Consider the following 15,381-nt stretch of genomic DNA (forward strand, 5'->3'; position numbering starts at 1 on the left):
TCACTGTTTTGATAAGAAATATATTGTTGTTTCTTTGATTATTTAGATTTTAAATTCATAGAGGTAATCCAATGAATAAAGGTTATGTGTGGTTAGTGGGTGCAGGCCCAGGTGATGCAGGTTTAATCACGGTCAAAGGATTACACTGTATTCAATCTGCGGATGTCATTGTTTATGACCGTCTCGTCAATCCTGAACTTATTGCCCTGAGATCAGATCACTGTGAAATTATCAATGTTGGAAAAGAACATGATTACCACCCCATCCCACAGGAAGAGATTAATCAAATTCTGGTGAGATATGCACAGGCAGGAAAACAAGTTGTCCGTCTGAAAGGTGGCGACCCTTATGTCTTCGGCCGCGGAGGAGAAGAAGCAGAAGTGCTGGCACAACAGGGTATTAAATTTGAAATTGTGCCAGGGATCAGTTCTTCAATTGGTGGATTAGCCTATGCTGGCATTCCTGTTACCCACCGCAATTACGCATCAAGTTTCCATGTTGTAACAGGTCATACCTCTCAAGGCAATGAACAACAGAACTGGGAGATACTTGCCCAATTGGAAGGAACATTGATTATTTTAATGGGGATGACCCGCTTGATGGATATCTGCCAGCAATTAATACTCTATGGCAAATCCCCTGCAACCCCTGCGGCAGTGATCATGTACGCCAGTCATCCCAAACAAAAGAGTGTGACAGGCACACTGGAAACGTTGGCTGCAAACGTGGCAGAAAAAGGACTACATGCCCCTGCGCTGATTGTGGTTGGTGATGTCGTCAATTTAGCGGAAACACTTTCCTTCTCACCGAATTATCTGACACTCGGTGAGCTATTCCCTACATTGGAGAATCCCGCTGAGGAAACAATATCATGAGTGAACATGGCGGCAATATCATTGGCGTTGCCCAACAATATGGCCTGCCAGCCGATGACCTGATTGATTTCAGTGCTAATATCAATCCGTTGGGTGCGTCTGAACGGGTTAAGGCATTGATCAAAAATAGTCTTGCCGATATCGAGAAGTACCCGGATGTGGAATATCGCCATTTGCATCAGGCAATTGCAAAGGCTCATCAATGTGATTGCACAAAGGTAATAGCCGGTAATGGCGCAACAGAACTGATCTATGCTGTCGTCCGTTATCTCAATCCCAAACGGGCTTTGCTGCTTATTCCGGGATTTGCTGAATACCAACGAGCCTTACAACAAATTGGAACAGAAATTATTGATTACCTATTAACAGAGGAAACCGGATTTCAACCTGACTTACGCTTGTTTGATACGCTTGCGACAACGAAACCCGATTGTGTTTTTATCGCCACGCCCAATAATCCCACCGGATTAATGCCGGATGATCCGTTTATACAATCGCTGGTGGAATATTGCGAGAGTCAGGGGATCTCGCTGATTGTCGATGAATCCTTTATTGATTTTTTGCCTGATAAGCGAGGATTGATACCTCAATGTGCAGTCACTCAACATCTTTATGTATTGCGTTCAATGACAAAATTTTTTGCCATCCCAGGTTTACGTTTAGGCTATTTAGTCAGCGGAAATACAGCGGGGATTGCAGAGATGAAAAACCGACGTGAACCGTGGTCAATTAATGTTTTTGCGGCGCGGGTTGGTGAGATTTTGTTTGATGAGCATGATTATATTTCTGCAACACATCAATGGCTGAAATCACAGCGACATTATTTATGGAGCCAGCTTTCAACCTTCCCTGAACTGACGGTCTGGCCGCCATCGGCTAATTTTCTGTTCTTCCGCTGCAATCAGCCTGACGTTGATTTATGGCATACCTTGCTGAAATACCGGTTGTTAATTCGCCATTGTAAAAATTATGCCGGATTAGATGAACGTTACTATCGCATAGCCGTGCGCAGTGAGTGGGAAAATCAGCGCCTGATCGCAGCCATGCAGCAGGTTTTGATATATGGCTGAAGCCGCTTGCCCTGCTTCCTGTGGAGAACTTATACAAGGGTGGCTGTTTGGTGGAGAAAAATTAATCTCTTGCCCAATCAATTGGTTCAGTTATGTTTCTGTCAGTGAAGGGAACCCGATCCCACACGAACGGCCACGTATGCGTCAGATGGTAAATTTATTGCTGGATTATTGGCAGGAGCCACCTGAATTGACGGCTGGCTTGCGTATTGAACATCAATCAACAATCCCAATCGCCAAAGGCATGGCCAGCAGCACAGCAGATATTGCGGCGACCGCCCAGGCCACCGCCAGATTATTGGGCAAATCACTGACCAGTACAGAATTAGCACAGCTTTGTGTCAGACTGGAACCCACTGACAGTACCATATTCGAACAATTGACGTTGTTTGATCATCTCACTGCCCGGACTCAAATTCCTTTCGACTGGCAACCGGCTATTGATATTTTGCTATTGGAGAGTTCACAAACGATTTCGACAGAAACATACCACCAACAGGATCATGATGCACAATTGCGGGATAACGCCCCGCTATTCCGCCAGGCATGGTTACAATTTCGTACAGCGAACCAACGGCATGACAATAACCGTCTTGGGGAAGCTTGCACATTAAGCGCCATCGCCAGCCAAGCGATACTGCCAAAACCCGGTTTTGATCAACTGCGGGATTTGGTTGAGCGAACTGGGATCTATGGCCTGAACGTTGCCCATAGCGGCAGTGTTGTTGGCCTGTTATTCAATTCACATCACCATGATGCAAATTACCTGCACTGGTGGCTGCACCAAAAGAAGATCGCTGGATACTATCCGAAAATTCATCAAGTCAAACTGATTGCGGGCGGTGTCCGTTAAAAATCAGGAGAGGCTAATGCCTCTCCTGCTATTTCGCGTACTTACTTCATGTTTTTACTGACTCTATATTAGAGCAAACAGAAGAGGAAACTTACCAGCTTATACCAACACCAGCGCCAAATACTGGACTACCTGAATTATTCCAGCTAGTTGACAATCTGAGGCTGACATTTTCATTTAATTTATCCTGGATACCTAAAGCTACAGCGCTGCCATTTCTATATTGGCCTAATCCTAAACCAAGACTAAATCCGGTATTATTGCTATAAGGAATATTGGTCATTGCTGCTACGCTGGCAACACCCGCATTAGCCCGTTTTTCAATGCGGTCAATTTTATTATCGAGATAATTAACTTTTTGGTCTGTATATGATTGTAGTGTATCGAAACGTTGATCAGTATAAGCATTCGCTTTATTTAATGTTTCTTTATCTCCTAAAATACGTTCTTTAGATTCAGTTTGAAGACCATTGTTCAGATCTTTCTGCATACCAGATAGCGTACCGTTCAGCTCAGTTTTCACATCTTTTACTACTGATAGTTCTACGTTCTTCTTCACATCCTCTTTCAGAGCACCTTCCAAGTCAGCTCTCACATTTCCTATTTTTTCATCTGTTTGTTTCTGAGTGTACACATCTGCCGCATTTGCTTTCTTGGTTAACTCTGCATCTGCTTCAACTTTCGTGTACACATCTGCCGCATTTGCTTTCTTGATTAATTCTGCATTTGCTTCATCTTTCGTGTACACATCTGCCGCATTTGCCTTCTTACCTAACTCTATATCTGACTGAGCCTTCGTATACACCTCTTCTACTGTTTCGGTTCCGCCAGAACTTTTTTCAGCTCCTTTTACATACGTTGTACCACTTCCTGTTGTTGTTGCTGCTGCTGTCTCAGATAATAATGCAGAGGAGATCAAAACAGACAAAATTGCTAATTTACGTGGTGTAGTTTTCATATTAAACATATTAAAATTTTCCCATTATTAATGAGTGATTAGTGTGTGGAACTACTAACAAAATGTATTGGCTTACATTTTGTTAATTCTTAAATTATCTTCTTTAATAAACTTAATCTTTCTTAAATAAATCATTAGGGTTTTTTAATTACAAATTCTTCCTTCTCTTGTTAAGAAATACCAAATGGATTTTAGATTAATATCCGTGCATTTATGTTCTTGGACAAATAAGTGGCTTTATAATAAAAACTATGTTCCTATTTCTTGATATTCCAGAGAGTTTTTTTGCAGGCCGTTTTTACTTTGTCCTTTATAACGAAATGCCTCAATTAATTTTACAAAAGCCGATGTATGTTGTTTTCGGCTTGGATAATAAAGAAAATACCCTGGGAAAGGTTCACACCAATCCTCTAAAACTTTAACTAACTTCCCTTCAGCAACTTGTTTTTCTACCGAGTCTTCAGGGACAATAGATAATCCAAGCCCCAAAGTAGCCGCTTCTATACGGAGCTCCAGATTATTAAACGTCAACTGACCTTTTACCCGTACCCGCGTTCGCTGCCCGCCCTTAGAAAATTCCCAGGCATATAAACCACCTAAGGTAGGCCGCCGAACATTGATACAGTTATGATTCTGCAAATCGAACGGCGTTTCCGGTTTACCGTGAGCCGCAAAATATTCCGGCGCTCCCACGACACACACTCTCCAGTCCGGGCCAATACGTACAGCCACCATATCTTTAGCTACCAGCGTCCCCAGACGTACTCCCGCATCAAAACGACCGCTGATAATATCGGTCATACTGTTGTCCATAAACAGCTCTACATGAATATCGGGATATTCACGCACAAAAGGCTGCAATAATGGCCACACTGTAGACTGAAGCGCATGTTCTCCCAGAGTAATGCGGATATTACCTGCAATCCGGTCGCGCATATCCGTCAGTGTGATGAGATCATTTTCAATTTCATTCAAATGTGGGCTGATATTGTTAATCAGCATTTCTCCCGCTTCAGTGGGCACCACGCTGCGGGTTGTTCTGGCTAGTAGTCGAATATCCAGTCGTTCTTCCAGGCTCCTTATGGCATGGCTTAATGCAGATTGCGAGAGTCCAAGTTTTGCAGCAGCACGAGTGAAACTTCTCTCATGCGCAACGACAATCAGATAAAAAATAGCCGTAAAGTTATCCTTCAGCATCTTACTCATACCCCTCTTTTCCATCAGTGTGATCCGGTTACAACGTGATCATTTTGATATATATGTTTTGATACATATGTTAAGTTCAACAATGGGTACGAAGAGATGCTAATCAATATAACTTCCATTAACTCTAATAATATGGCTGCCATTAACTCTAATGAAGAAAGGCAGTCGTCATGTTGTAGCTAAAGATTAACACCCTAATAAATTTTGATTAATACCTGGAAAATGATAGCGGTTATGAATTTTCTTCATTAAACGGGAATAATTAACCTTATATTTTACTGGTTCTTAGCATTCAGCTTTGCAAAACATCCATATAATTGTCTGTTTTTAAATAATCTTTACCCTGATTTTAGTGATAAAGGTGATTGCCACTTGGCTGAAATGTACAGCGCCCTCGGACACCGAAAACCGCCAATCAAGCTGATAATGGGGCGCTGTTTATTGTTCTGCCGATAATCTGACTGGTGGCATTGGTATGGGCGGGAATAAGGAGCGAGCTAACCGGGTTCCCTAAATTCGGCTCAAGCGGTTGAACTGAAAAACCCTCTGTTTTTTCAGGCCGGAAACAATGCACGATAAAGTCACAGGAACTTTCATTAAGCGTGAAAAATATAAACTATATTTAATATATGTATCTAATTATTTAATACATGACCAACTTGCGCTGGCTGCCATTTTTCAGTTTAATAGCCACTCAGCGCCTGCATTGACCTCGTGCCTGACTTTGAATGAAATCATATTATTAAATAACATATAAGGAAAATAACATATAAGGAACCACTTTATGAAAAATGAAAGAAGACTTTTTCTGAAACAGGCGAGTATTACTGGTGCAATATTTTCATTATTACCTCTGATTCCAACAGGCGCTCTTGCTTCTTCAAATAACCAATCCAAAAGAGAGGATGATATTAATATAGGCGTCTGTGAAATGACCCCAGAGGAAATGTCAGGCCCCTATTTTATAAATAACAAACTGTTGAGAAGGAATATAACAGAGGATGAACCAGGAATACCTCTTTTATTGACAATGAAAATAATTGATTCTGTCACCTGCAAACCTTTAGATGATATCTTTATTGATATATGGCATTGTAATGCAATGGGTAAATATTCAGGTTGGAAATATATAAACCCAGATCTTAAAGCTCCATCTGGTGATATCGGGACGATTTCAAGAACGGATGAAAGCACATTCCTTCGTGGGGCACAACAGACTGATAAAGAAGGCATCGTCAGGTTCACTACCATTTTCCCTGGATTTTATGCGGGAAGAGCTCTGCATATCCATTTATCAGCAAGGAAGGCGAATGTACAAAAAAGACAGGAAGATAAATTCTATTTTGTAGGCCAACTCTATTTCCCTGAGGATATATCTGAAGAAGTCATGATGAATGATATGTATTCTCCAAGGGAGGTTAATAGGCTTAAAAATGAAGATGATTCTATCTTTTCTGGCGTTAAAAATAGAGCTGCAATTTTAACAGTAAAAAAGATAGGCGATAATCTATTGGATGGATTATATGGACACATTGTCTTATCGATTAATAAAGACAATGTGTCCAAGAAAATAACCTCTAAAGACTTGGCTAAACACACGGTATAAATGTGATTACCGAGGACAGCAAACTAACAGATCATATCTAGCCTAATACATCTAACCCAATGCAAATGCAGGAGAGGCATTAAACCCCTCCTGTTATTTCTCATTGATACCGATGAACCTAATCCGCCAGGAAATATTCCCAAGCCGGTCAACCGAGTCGGGACGATAATGGAACTTATACCCCTAGCTCTTGCTATAAGGGGCTTGTTCATCTGATCAGTGCAGAGAAAGGCAATATGGAGGAAACAAAAACCCGTGAAGCTATGTGGAGTACTTACGTAACTCAACTAAACTCTATGCTTGCACCCGGCAATCATATGACCATGCTATCTACTCCCCAGACTAAACACTGGATAGCTCAGTTATGGCAGAAGCTGGAATACATGAAAAAAACAAATTTCGGCAGGATAAATAAGTAGATAATGACCTAAATTCTGAGGAGGCAATTAACCTCCTCAGAATTAATGATTACTTATAATTGATAGTGAAAGTGGCCGTGGCATTAACGCTACCGGCAGAAACACGATCATGGGTTTGGTAATACTTCGCCATATATGACAATGTTTCCGAAGAGTTTATCGTACCAAGATCCTGCGGTTGATTAAATATCACAGGCTTACCTCCGCTATCTAAAATCTGGATGCCGATCCCTGTTGCTGATGAGGTTGAATCAGCATTTATCACTCCATTTGTATCAGTCTTTCCCGGCTCCCAGGTAATACTCGCGTTCGGGGATCCCTTGCATTGCACGTTAATATCGAAATAACGTCCACCAATGGTATTACCTCTGTTTTTAAATTGACTAACTAATACAGTTCCCATTGGAACATTAACAACTGGCGTGGTTATTTCACAAGTTCTTGCCGTGATGTTAAAAGCAGGGATGATATATTTGTATAAAATATCTCCGGTATGATTTCCATTCTCATCTCGACGAGCCATTTCTATTATTATCTTATTGACAATTCCGGATTGAACACTATTATCGATCTCTATATGGAAACTACTTTCAAATACTTTTTTTCTGCCTATCCCTCTTATACTGCCCATTCTCATGCTCTGAGGCGTCGAACCACTAAAGTTGAGGCTCCATTTAATTTTGACACCAGAAAGAGTAGTATTATGAAAGTAACTTTTCCCAGTATCCACTGCTCCATATATATTTTTTACATATATACTCTGGTTGAGTTTACTGCACTTTACTTCGACTTTATCACTGGGTTGGGTGGTTTTCTGATACGGAAAAGTTGTTTTATTAGAATCAACAGAAATATCACCAAATTTGACTTCCTGAGTATTTATATTGGCTGTACATACTTTTGCTATAACCCGTGACGAATAACTTCCCGCGACAATGATAATTAATAATACTAATAAAAAGTTATTAGCTTTAATCTGAAAGCGATTATTACGTTCAAAATTAAACATGATAAATTCCTTTTAACTGCGGCAGTCAGCGGTCAGGCGTAATACGCCTGATTTTTCGGGCAGCACTGATAAATCTGTTTTTGCATGACATTGTTGATCTGCATTTTTTCCCCATTGTACTTTTATTTCTGCCTGCTCTGGGACAGCATTCAAATACAGCTCACCGTCATCACCAACAATCCCGCTACTGTCACTGTTTACTAACGCTGCGCTGGCACCAAAAGGTACGGGTTTGCCGTTGTGGCGTAATGTTACCAATATCCTGTGCCCCTGACGGACGCGAAAATCGGCAGCAATCACGGCACCGCGAGTCGGTACAATGTGTTGTACTGAGTGGTCAAGGTCAATGCCATCAGCCAACATTTCAGTATCCAGAGCAACCCGGTTGTAGGCATAAGGTTCGACCGACGGGATTACGGCATAGCCACGTGCATCCGTTTTAATTCCACTGTGATTTAAAATCTTTGTTTCTGCTGCACCAGCCGCTTTAACCAGTACCACGGTCTCACCCAATGATTGAGAAAACGTAATGCCGTCTTGATGGGCAACGAGACCACCAGACAGCCCATAGTTAAGCGACTGGCTATTATTACTGTAGCTGTAACCCAGATTCACACGGCCAAAAGAATGGTTATATCCCAACGAAGCACCGCCGCTCGCCCCTTCCATATTATGGCTGTGCTCCCCGTGGATACTATAGGACAAGGCATGATCGTCCAATGCACTGCCACTTATCGCCAGTTGTTGACTTCCCTGACTGCGACCGTTTCTGCTGATGCTGTAAGTTGCCCATCCATTAGGTAGCCACTTATCCAATGGAATAGAGACGTTAAACGATGCCTGTATATCCTTACTCTTAATGGATTCATGATTGGCATTGTAGGAAAGATTCAATCCATAACTAATCCCGGCAAGGTTAATGTTATAACCCGCAGATAATGATCGGTTGGTGCCTTGTTTTCCCCAGTAATCTTGCTGATAGGCAGATACATAAAGATTGCCAAAATCCCCCATCCCCTGGTTTAGGGTTAGCTCCAATTGGCTTCGCTTATTTTGTGCACGGCTGGCGTCTTTTCTGACTGAGTATTCATTTGCCTCTGCAAATGAATAGTACTCTGGTGTGGAATAACGATAACCGGAAAAAGTCAGGGATGTCCCCGTCGCCTCAATACTTTTCGTATATCGAATTCGATACGATTGCCCTCGTTTACGTTCATTCTCCGGCAATCTGGCATCTGCCAGTGTCATATCCAGAGAAATTGCACCAAAATTACCTAGTCCAACCCCCAGACCCGCGTTAAACGCCCTATAGTTTTCTGCTACCTGCATACCAGATAGCAAACTTAACCGATTGGAGAACCCATAAATAAATGCTGCTTCGCTAAAATAAGGTTTATAAATGTTGGCATTGGAATAACGATAGCGCCCCAGAGTAACCTGATATTTTAACTGCCCTTCTCGCTGCATCATTGGCACTGATGAAAATGGTTGCACAAATTTACGTTGCCGCCCGTCCTTTTCGGTGATCGTGACATCCAAATCACCGGAGCCGGAGGTTGAATAAAGATCCGTAATAACAAAAGGCCCCGGCGGAACATAGCTTTCGTAGATGACGTAATTATTTTGGCGAATCGTTACGCGCGCGTTGGTTTGAGCAATACCACGAATAATTGGCGCAAAGCCACGTTGGCTGCCGGGCAACATTAAGCTATCGGATGTCATAGAAGCCCCGATGAACGGTACGCTTTCAAATATATCTCCGTCAGTAAAGGTTTCGCCAAGAATGAGTTGGCTTTTTAGTCCATGAATGTCCCGTTGGATGTAACTGTTAATGGATGAAAAACGACCCTTACTTTTACTTGTTCCAGAATCATGGTCATAAACGGATTGATTTCTTACCCGCCACGGTCCGATATTTATCCCGCTTTGTAAATTTAAAAAATAACTCTGGTTTCTTGTATTTTTACTATAATTCTCTGACCCACTAAAATTATAGCTCATTAAAAATGCTGACTCTCCTTGTTGCCATAAATGTGATGCCACAGTATCTCTGGCTTGATTATCCAATGCAGCTTGCGGAATACTGATATCCAGACGTTGCTCATAGAAATCAAATGAAGCCGATGCCTGTGGGATATACTCGCTAATATCATCAATAATTTGTTCAGGCGAGAGTTTCATCATTGCAGGCAAAACCGAGATTTTTACACCAAACTGTTTTAAATTATCGACCGTTAGCTGTGGCGACAGTTTTCCGTTTTCCAGTTTAATAAAATTAACTTGTTTTGTTTCTTTTTCTTTGCCGTTAAGAAATATATTCACCTGATATTGACCCGGTAATTGACTGCCAGGGGATGAAAATGTGCTTAAATCAATTACCGATTGAGTATCATTTAATTCCAATGCTGATAATCGAAAATAATCCTTTGCCATGACGGGTAATGATAACAACACAGAAAAACATAAAATAAAGACCGAAAGCAAACATGTTGGTATGATTGTGCTGCTACTTGTTTTATATTTAACAAATATGATTTTTTGTCCCCAATATTCTTTGTTATCTTTCATCTTCTTTTTAAGGCAAGTTTTTAATTATCTCTTTGCTCACACCACCATAACTGTTAATACTATTCCAGCTAACTAAGCCGGGTGATTCAGATGGCAGGACAAAATGTGCAACACCTTGTGGCGCGATCATATCAGTCCCCGTCAGGGTTTTCCCGGCTACTTTGAGCTGCCCGATGGTTACGTAATAATTACTGGGGTTTCTGACCTCAAGTTGGTGACCTATGCGACGAAATGTCAGCGTCTTATAAGCTTCTTCGGCATCACCTTCAATGCCTTCAGGCCGATAAAATAATTTGATTCGGGTTTTCACCGTAATCAATAAGGTATTCTGTTCGTTTTCTTGTATGGAAGGAATAGATTTCACATTCAGGTAAAAAACCGATTCCCTATCCTCAGGTAAATTACCACCGGTACGGACAATACGAAGAATACTTTCTTTGCCCGCATCCAAACGGAATAGCGGTGGTGTCACAATGAACGGCGCTTTTTCTCCCTTTGAATCAGTACTGATAAAAGATTGAATTAAATAAGGCCGGCTTTCATCAGAGTTTTTCACTGAAATTGAAGTTTCTTTTTTATTGCCTTTATAAATAACACGGGTTCCACCCACGGTTACACCCGCCCAGGATGGCAATACAAAAAACAATGAGCATATAAGTGTTATTTTTTTCGTTAGCATATACGATGTAAATATTCTTTTTATCTTATTTTTCATTATTACATGACTATTTATGATGTTAATAGGTCAAGGCCGCAGCCATAAAAATGCCCCTGCGGCCAGGAAATAAATATTTATAAATAATTTTTATTTGTAATTTATCTCAAATTTAAGCGTGGCATTGGCCGTTCCGGCTTCAGCAGTAACTCCATTAGATACATAAGCCGCTTGTAAAGGTATTTCCATAACAGCGTTGTTGATTTTATTAGGGAATGAGTATGTGGAAGATAAACTTATCGGCATTCCTTTTGCGTCATAAATACCGATGCCAATCCCTTTTGCAGTAGAAGATGAGTCTAATGCCAATAACGTTGAATCTTTGGTATCCTTAGTACTTCCAGAAAATGTAACCTCCATGGAAAGAGGTACAGCAGTAACAGGGCACTCAGTTAATTTGATTTTAAAATTCTTTTCACTCCCTGTAACTTTAGTTTCCTTTGCTTTTATTTCGCTCGTGTGATATGTCCCCATCTTCACAGGATCACTAGAAGCATTACAGGTTGATTCTATAATGTCCCCCTGGAATTTTACTTCCCCCGTTGTTAGCGGAAAGGCCGCATAAGAAATATTGCTTACTGAAATCAGCATTACAGTAATAAAAGATGAAGCTAAAGTTTTTTTCATTTACATATCCATAATGATCATAATATACAACTACTTATTATGTATAACGCAAAACAATAAAGCGTTATAACGAAAAGATTTCGAACACAGTTTTGTGCGCGCAGAAGAAAAATTTACCTTAAGAATCAAAAAAGATCAATAATTTGATCGGTATTGACGATCAATAGTCAATATATTGATAGGATTTATCAATCAAGGGAAAGTAAAGTGAAGCGGAGAAACGTTTTTTTACATATGCGTCATGATTGCATAGATTAACGTTAACAACTGACTGAGGCAACTTTCGCCGTCGAATTCGACATTGGCCTCATTTATGAGGCCAATCTATTAATTTTTCAGTAAAATTTAGCCATAAAACTGACTGATGCTCTCTTTTTCTTGACCGGATATAATGACATTCAGTAGTCGTTCATAATATTCAGTCAGGTTATCAATGACTTCTTCTGTATACAGTTCTGGATTGTAATTGAGTACACACTCGATCTTTTGTGGTATGTATATGAGATTCATTCCAAGTGATTCAAAAGGAATCACTTGAGCATCTATCAATTCCACATCAAGATTTGGCAGTGATAATTTTCCATTCTTGGACATATCAATAAAATCATAGAGATTTTGCGCATCCAAATAGTTAAACAGAACATTAAATATATTATCTATCGCCTTTTCTCCCACCACTTCAAGCACAACAGACATGTGGGTATTTGAATTTTCTATGAAGTGATGAACAGACTGGCTAACCTGCTTAATGACTTCTTGCAGGCTCATCTCCTTATTAATGGTCGATTTGACTATTAAGTCACTTAAGAATAACCCGACTGTTTGATGGCTTTCTATGAGATTACGGTCAACTTTTGGTGAGGTAACAATATGTTGTGACTCACCGGAGTGCATAAAAAGACAAGTGTGGAATAAAGCCATAAATAACATATAAGGCGTGATCTTATGAGTTTCACAATATTGTGAAACGGCTTTATCGAGTGAATCAGGTATTTTGATATGACGGGCGTGAGACCGATATTTTGAGGCCTGGTGTTTTTTGAAAGGAACTGGAAAATTACGGTCTGTACTGATATCGGAAAATTGTTGTTGCCAAAATTCAATCTGTTTTTTAACTGCCTCAGTTGTATAAGTTTCTTGCAAGTCGTAAACATAATCAGAATATTGCATGGCAACCGGTGGTAATGTATTTTCTTGCCCCTGAGAATAAGCCGTATATAACTGTTTAAACTCATTCATTATGACATTGATAGACCATCCATCAGAAATAATGTGGTGCATATCAACAAATAATACTGTAATTTTTTCCGAAACAGGCAATAAGAATGTCCTGATTAATGGACCTTTGTAAACATCAAAAGGTGTTCTTAATTTCTCTTCCCAGAGTTTGTTAATTTCAATAATAATTTGTTCTTTCTCTATTTCTTTTGGTAATGCTTCGATAACTTGTAGATTAATTTTCATTTTATTATCAGGCTGCATGAAAATTTGCTCGTTTTCTTTATAAAACTTAAAACGCAAACTTTCATGTCGTTCTAAGATGGTATTTAAAGTTTTTTCCAACGCACTATGATTCAGTTTTCCTTCCATCAGTAAAGCAACTGGTACGTGAAAACTGTCCTCCAATAACTTTTCTTGAATAAAATACCAAAACAGTCTCTGACTATAAGAAATAGGTATTTTTCCATCAAATATATTGCGTTCAGATATATTGTGTTTTGTCTTCGGTGTAGATATTTCGTGCTTATGACTGTTACGAATCACACTTGCAATTTGTGCAATGGTTGGATTTGCAAATAGCTGCTGCATACTGAAATTATTGGTTAAAGTACTTCTTATGGCAGCGGTTATCTTAACGGCCAGGAGTGAATGACCACCGAGCGAGAAGAAATGATCATAAATACCAATTTGATTGATTTTTAGATGTTCTTGCCATAACTGACAGAGTTTTTTCTCAATTTCATCTCTCGGTGCGATATAAGTCTGACGATGTAAGTCACTCTCATCTGGAATAGGTAACGCTTTTTTATCCACTTTATTATTCAAATTCAGTGGCATACGTTCCAATGGGATATAAAGACTGGGCACCATATAATCAGGCAATTGTTTTTTCAGAGCAGATTCCAGTAACTCCGCAAGTTCTCCACCAATGGCAGGGAGTTGTGGATAATTGGCCAAATGAGTTTGGCTGTAATCTGAACGTGCCTGTATTTGAGGTAATTCACCCCGGCTAAAAATGACATCCAACAAGTCGGGTCGTTGTTGTGACCAGGTAAGTTCACACTGGTAGCCGCACTGTTCCGCGTATTGGAGTAAAGATTCAAGTGACAAAATTTGCTCTGTTGCTTCTGGAGAAAAACCGCTGGCATTTTTGGGTGGAAAAACTATCTGATTAGATGGCCAATGACGTAGCCCTTCCGCTAAATCAAAATCATCTTTGATACGGGCATTAGGAATACCGGAAACGCCAAATGTATCGTATTCGCCTGTTTCTAACACATTACGAAGCACTTCAATAGAATTGAAATCGCACCAAGTTATAGGGAAATTGCAACATAATTCTGTATTTTTATCGCATTTATGTAATATAACTTCATAACGATAGCGCAGCATTTCATTGTCACCGATGCCACGTTTGACCAAAATATCAACTCGACCAATTTCTGGGTAACGCGCCGGCAAATGCGCAAAATAGGTCGGGCTAAGTAAAAGCTCTTTTTCTTGCTGTAAACGCCGCTGAATGTGATTTGCCAGCGTACCCACTGAAATACGTTGCCCATTCAGACGATTTTTTTCAATGGCCGTGACATGTGCAGTTAACAAATCTAAGTTACGAATATCGCCCAGAAGGATTTTCCCCCCTGTTTCAACCGTGGGTAATAACTGTGTAATGACTTTTTCCAGGTATTGAACATTGGGGAAGGATTGCCCAACGGAGTTCATTACAACGGTATCGAACTGATCAGGCGTGGTTGTGCCCAAATTCAGTGCATCCCCCCTTCTTAGTTCTACGTGCGACCAGCCACGCTGTTGCAAAATCTTTTGGTGACGCGCCAAGACTGCCGCTGAAATATCAGTGGCCAGTACCGATCCACACTGAGCCGCATAATGGTACAACAAGTCACCTGTCCCACAGCCGATTTCCAGTAAGCGACGGGGACGCAAGGATTCAATTCGCTGTACAGTGCCTGCCCGCCACTCTTTTATTTGGTCCAGCGTAATGGGCTGACCGGTATAACTGTTTATCCAGCGACTGGAATCCGTGTCTGAATCTACTACTCCATTATTGTCATGATGGGTATTTTCCGATGTATGTTGTCCTTCAAAGACATTTTTCCTGTTTTCAATATAGCTCTCATTCAATGCCGTCACTTTTTCATCTAACCACGCCGTTGTGGGACTGATATAAGCAATGAGTTTTTGATTTTCGCCTTGACTATACATGCTTACCACCGCATGACTCACAATATCATTG

At 40.5% G+C, this 15,381-nt stretch carries 11 protein-coding genes and 1 pseudogene; 5 read left to right on the plus strand and 7 right to left on the minus strand.

The window, feature by feature from the left end; genetic code table 11:
* Positions 1-71: 71 nt before the first annotated feature.
* From cobA to ABLA85_RS01335, 3 genes are read left to right on the plus strand one after another with little or no spacing between them, the layout of a single operon-like run.
* Positions 72-875, plus strand: a complete 804-nt coding sequence (cobA, locus tag ABLA85_RS01325) for a uroporphyrinogen-III C-methyltransferase (protein ID WP_367960683.1) — start codon at positions 72-74, stop codon at positions 873-875.
* Positions 872-1,945 carry a threonine-phosphate decarboxylase CobD gene (gene cobD, locus ABLA85_RS01330; protein WP_367960684.1) on the plus strand — a complete coding sequence of 358 codons (1,074 nt, stop codon included), beginning with the start codon at positions 872-874 and terminating at the stop codon, positions 1,943-1,945. The genes cobA and cobD overlap by 4 nt, the downstream gene beginning before the upstream one ends.
* The gene (locus ABLA85_RS01335; RefSeq protein ID WP_367960686.1) at positions 1,938-2,798 is read left to right on the plus strand and encodes a GHMP kinase; all 861 of its coding nucleotides are present in this window, start codon (positions 1,938-1,940) and stop codon (positions 2,796-2,798) included. The genes cobD and ABLA85_RS01335 overlap by 8 nt, the downstream gene beginning before the upstream one ends.
* A 91-nt stretch (positions 2,799-2,889) precedes the next feature.
* Here ABLA85_RS01335 and ABLA85_RS01340 read toward each other — a convergent pair whose 3' ends face one another.
* Entirely contained in the window at positions 2,890-3,765 is an 876-nt protein-coding gene (locus ABLA85_RS01340) for a YadA C-terminal domain-containing protein (RefSeq protein ID WP_367960687.1), read from the minus strand.
* A gap of 240 nt (positions 3,766-4,005) precedes the next feature.
* Positions 4,006-4,953 carry a LysR family transcriptional regulator gene (locus ABLA85_RS01345; RefSeq protein WP_367960706.1) on the minus strand — a complete coding sequence of 316 codons (948 nt, stop codon included), beginning with the start codon at positions 4,951-4,953 and terminating at the stop codon, positions 4,006-4,008.
* Between the two features lie 793 nt (positions 4,954-5,746).
* Between ABLA85_RS01345 and ABLA85_RS01350 the strand changes: the two genes are divergently transcribed.
* Positions 5,747-6,568 (plus strand): intradiol ring-cleavage dioxygenase, encoded by an 822-nt coding sequence (locus ABLA85_RS01350; protein WP_367960689.1) that lies wholly within the window; start codon positions 5,747-5,749, stop codon positions 6,566-6,568.
* A 236-nt stretch (positions 6,569-6,804) separates the two neighbouring features.
* A complete protein-coding gene (locus tag ABLA85_RS01355) occupies positions 6,805-6,987 on the plus strand; it encodes a hypothetical protein (protein WP_367960691.1) in 183 nt (60 codons plus the stop codon).
* Between the two features lie 49 nt (positions 6,988-7,036).
* Here the strand turns inward: ABLA85_RS01355 and ABLA85_RS01360 are convergent, their stop codons facing one another.
* The 5 genes and pseudogenes from ABLA85_RS01360 to ABLA85_RS01380 all read right to left on the minus strand — a co-directional run.
* On the minus strand, positions 7,037-7,996 hold the full coding sequence (locus tag ABLA85_RS01360) for a fimbrial protein (RefSeq protein ID WP_367960693.1): 960 nt from the start codon (positions 7,994-7,996) through the stop codon (positions 7,037-7,039).
* A gap of 12 nt (positions 7,997-8,008) precedes the next feature.
* Positions 8,009-10,429: a fimbria/pilus outer membrane usher protein gene (locus ABLA85_RS01365; protein WP_367960695.1), complete on the minus strand. Its 2,421-nt coding sequence runs from the start codon at positions 10,427-10,429 to the stop codon at positions 8,009-8,011.
* A 142-nt stretch (positions 10,430-10,571) separates the two neighbouring features.
* Positions 10,572-11,174 (minus strand): molecular chaperone, encoded by a 603-nt coding sequence (locus ABLA85_RS01370; RefSeq protein WP_367960697.1) that lies wholly within the window; start codon positions 11,172-11,174, stop codon positions 10,572-10,574.
* 195 nt (positions 11,175-11,369) lie between these two features.
* Positions 11,370-11,906, minus strand: a complete 537-nt coding sequence (locus ABLA85_RS01375) for a fimbrial protein (protein ID WP_367960698.1) — start codon at positions 11,904-11,906, stop codon at positions 11,370-11,372.
* 345 nt (positions 11,907-12,251) lie between these two features.
* Positions 12,252-15,377, minus strand: a pseudogene (locus ABLA85_RS01380) (condensation domain-containing protein); the annotation flags it as partial.
* Positions 15,378-15,381 lie beyond the last annotated feature (4 nt).

The sequence above is a fragment of the Xenorhabdus sp. SGI246 genome (genome assembly GCF_040838225.1).
Taxonomy (GTDB): domain Bacteria; phylum Pseudomonadota; class Gammaproteobacteria; order Enterobacterales; family Enterobacteriaceae; genus Xenorhabdus; species Xenorhabdus indica.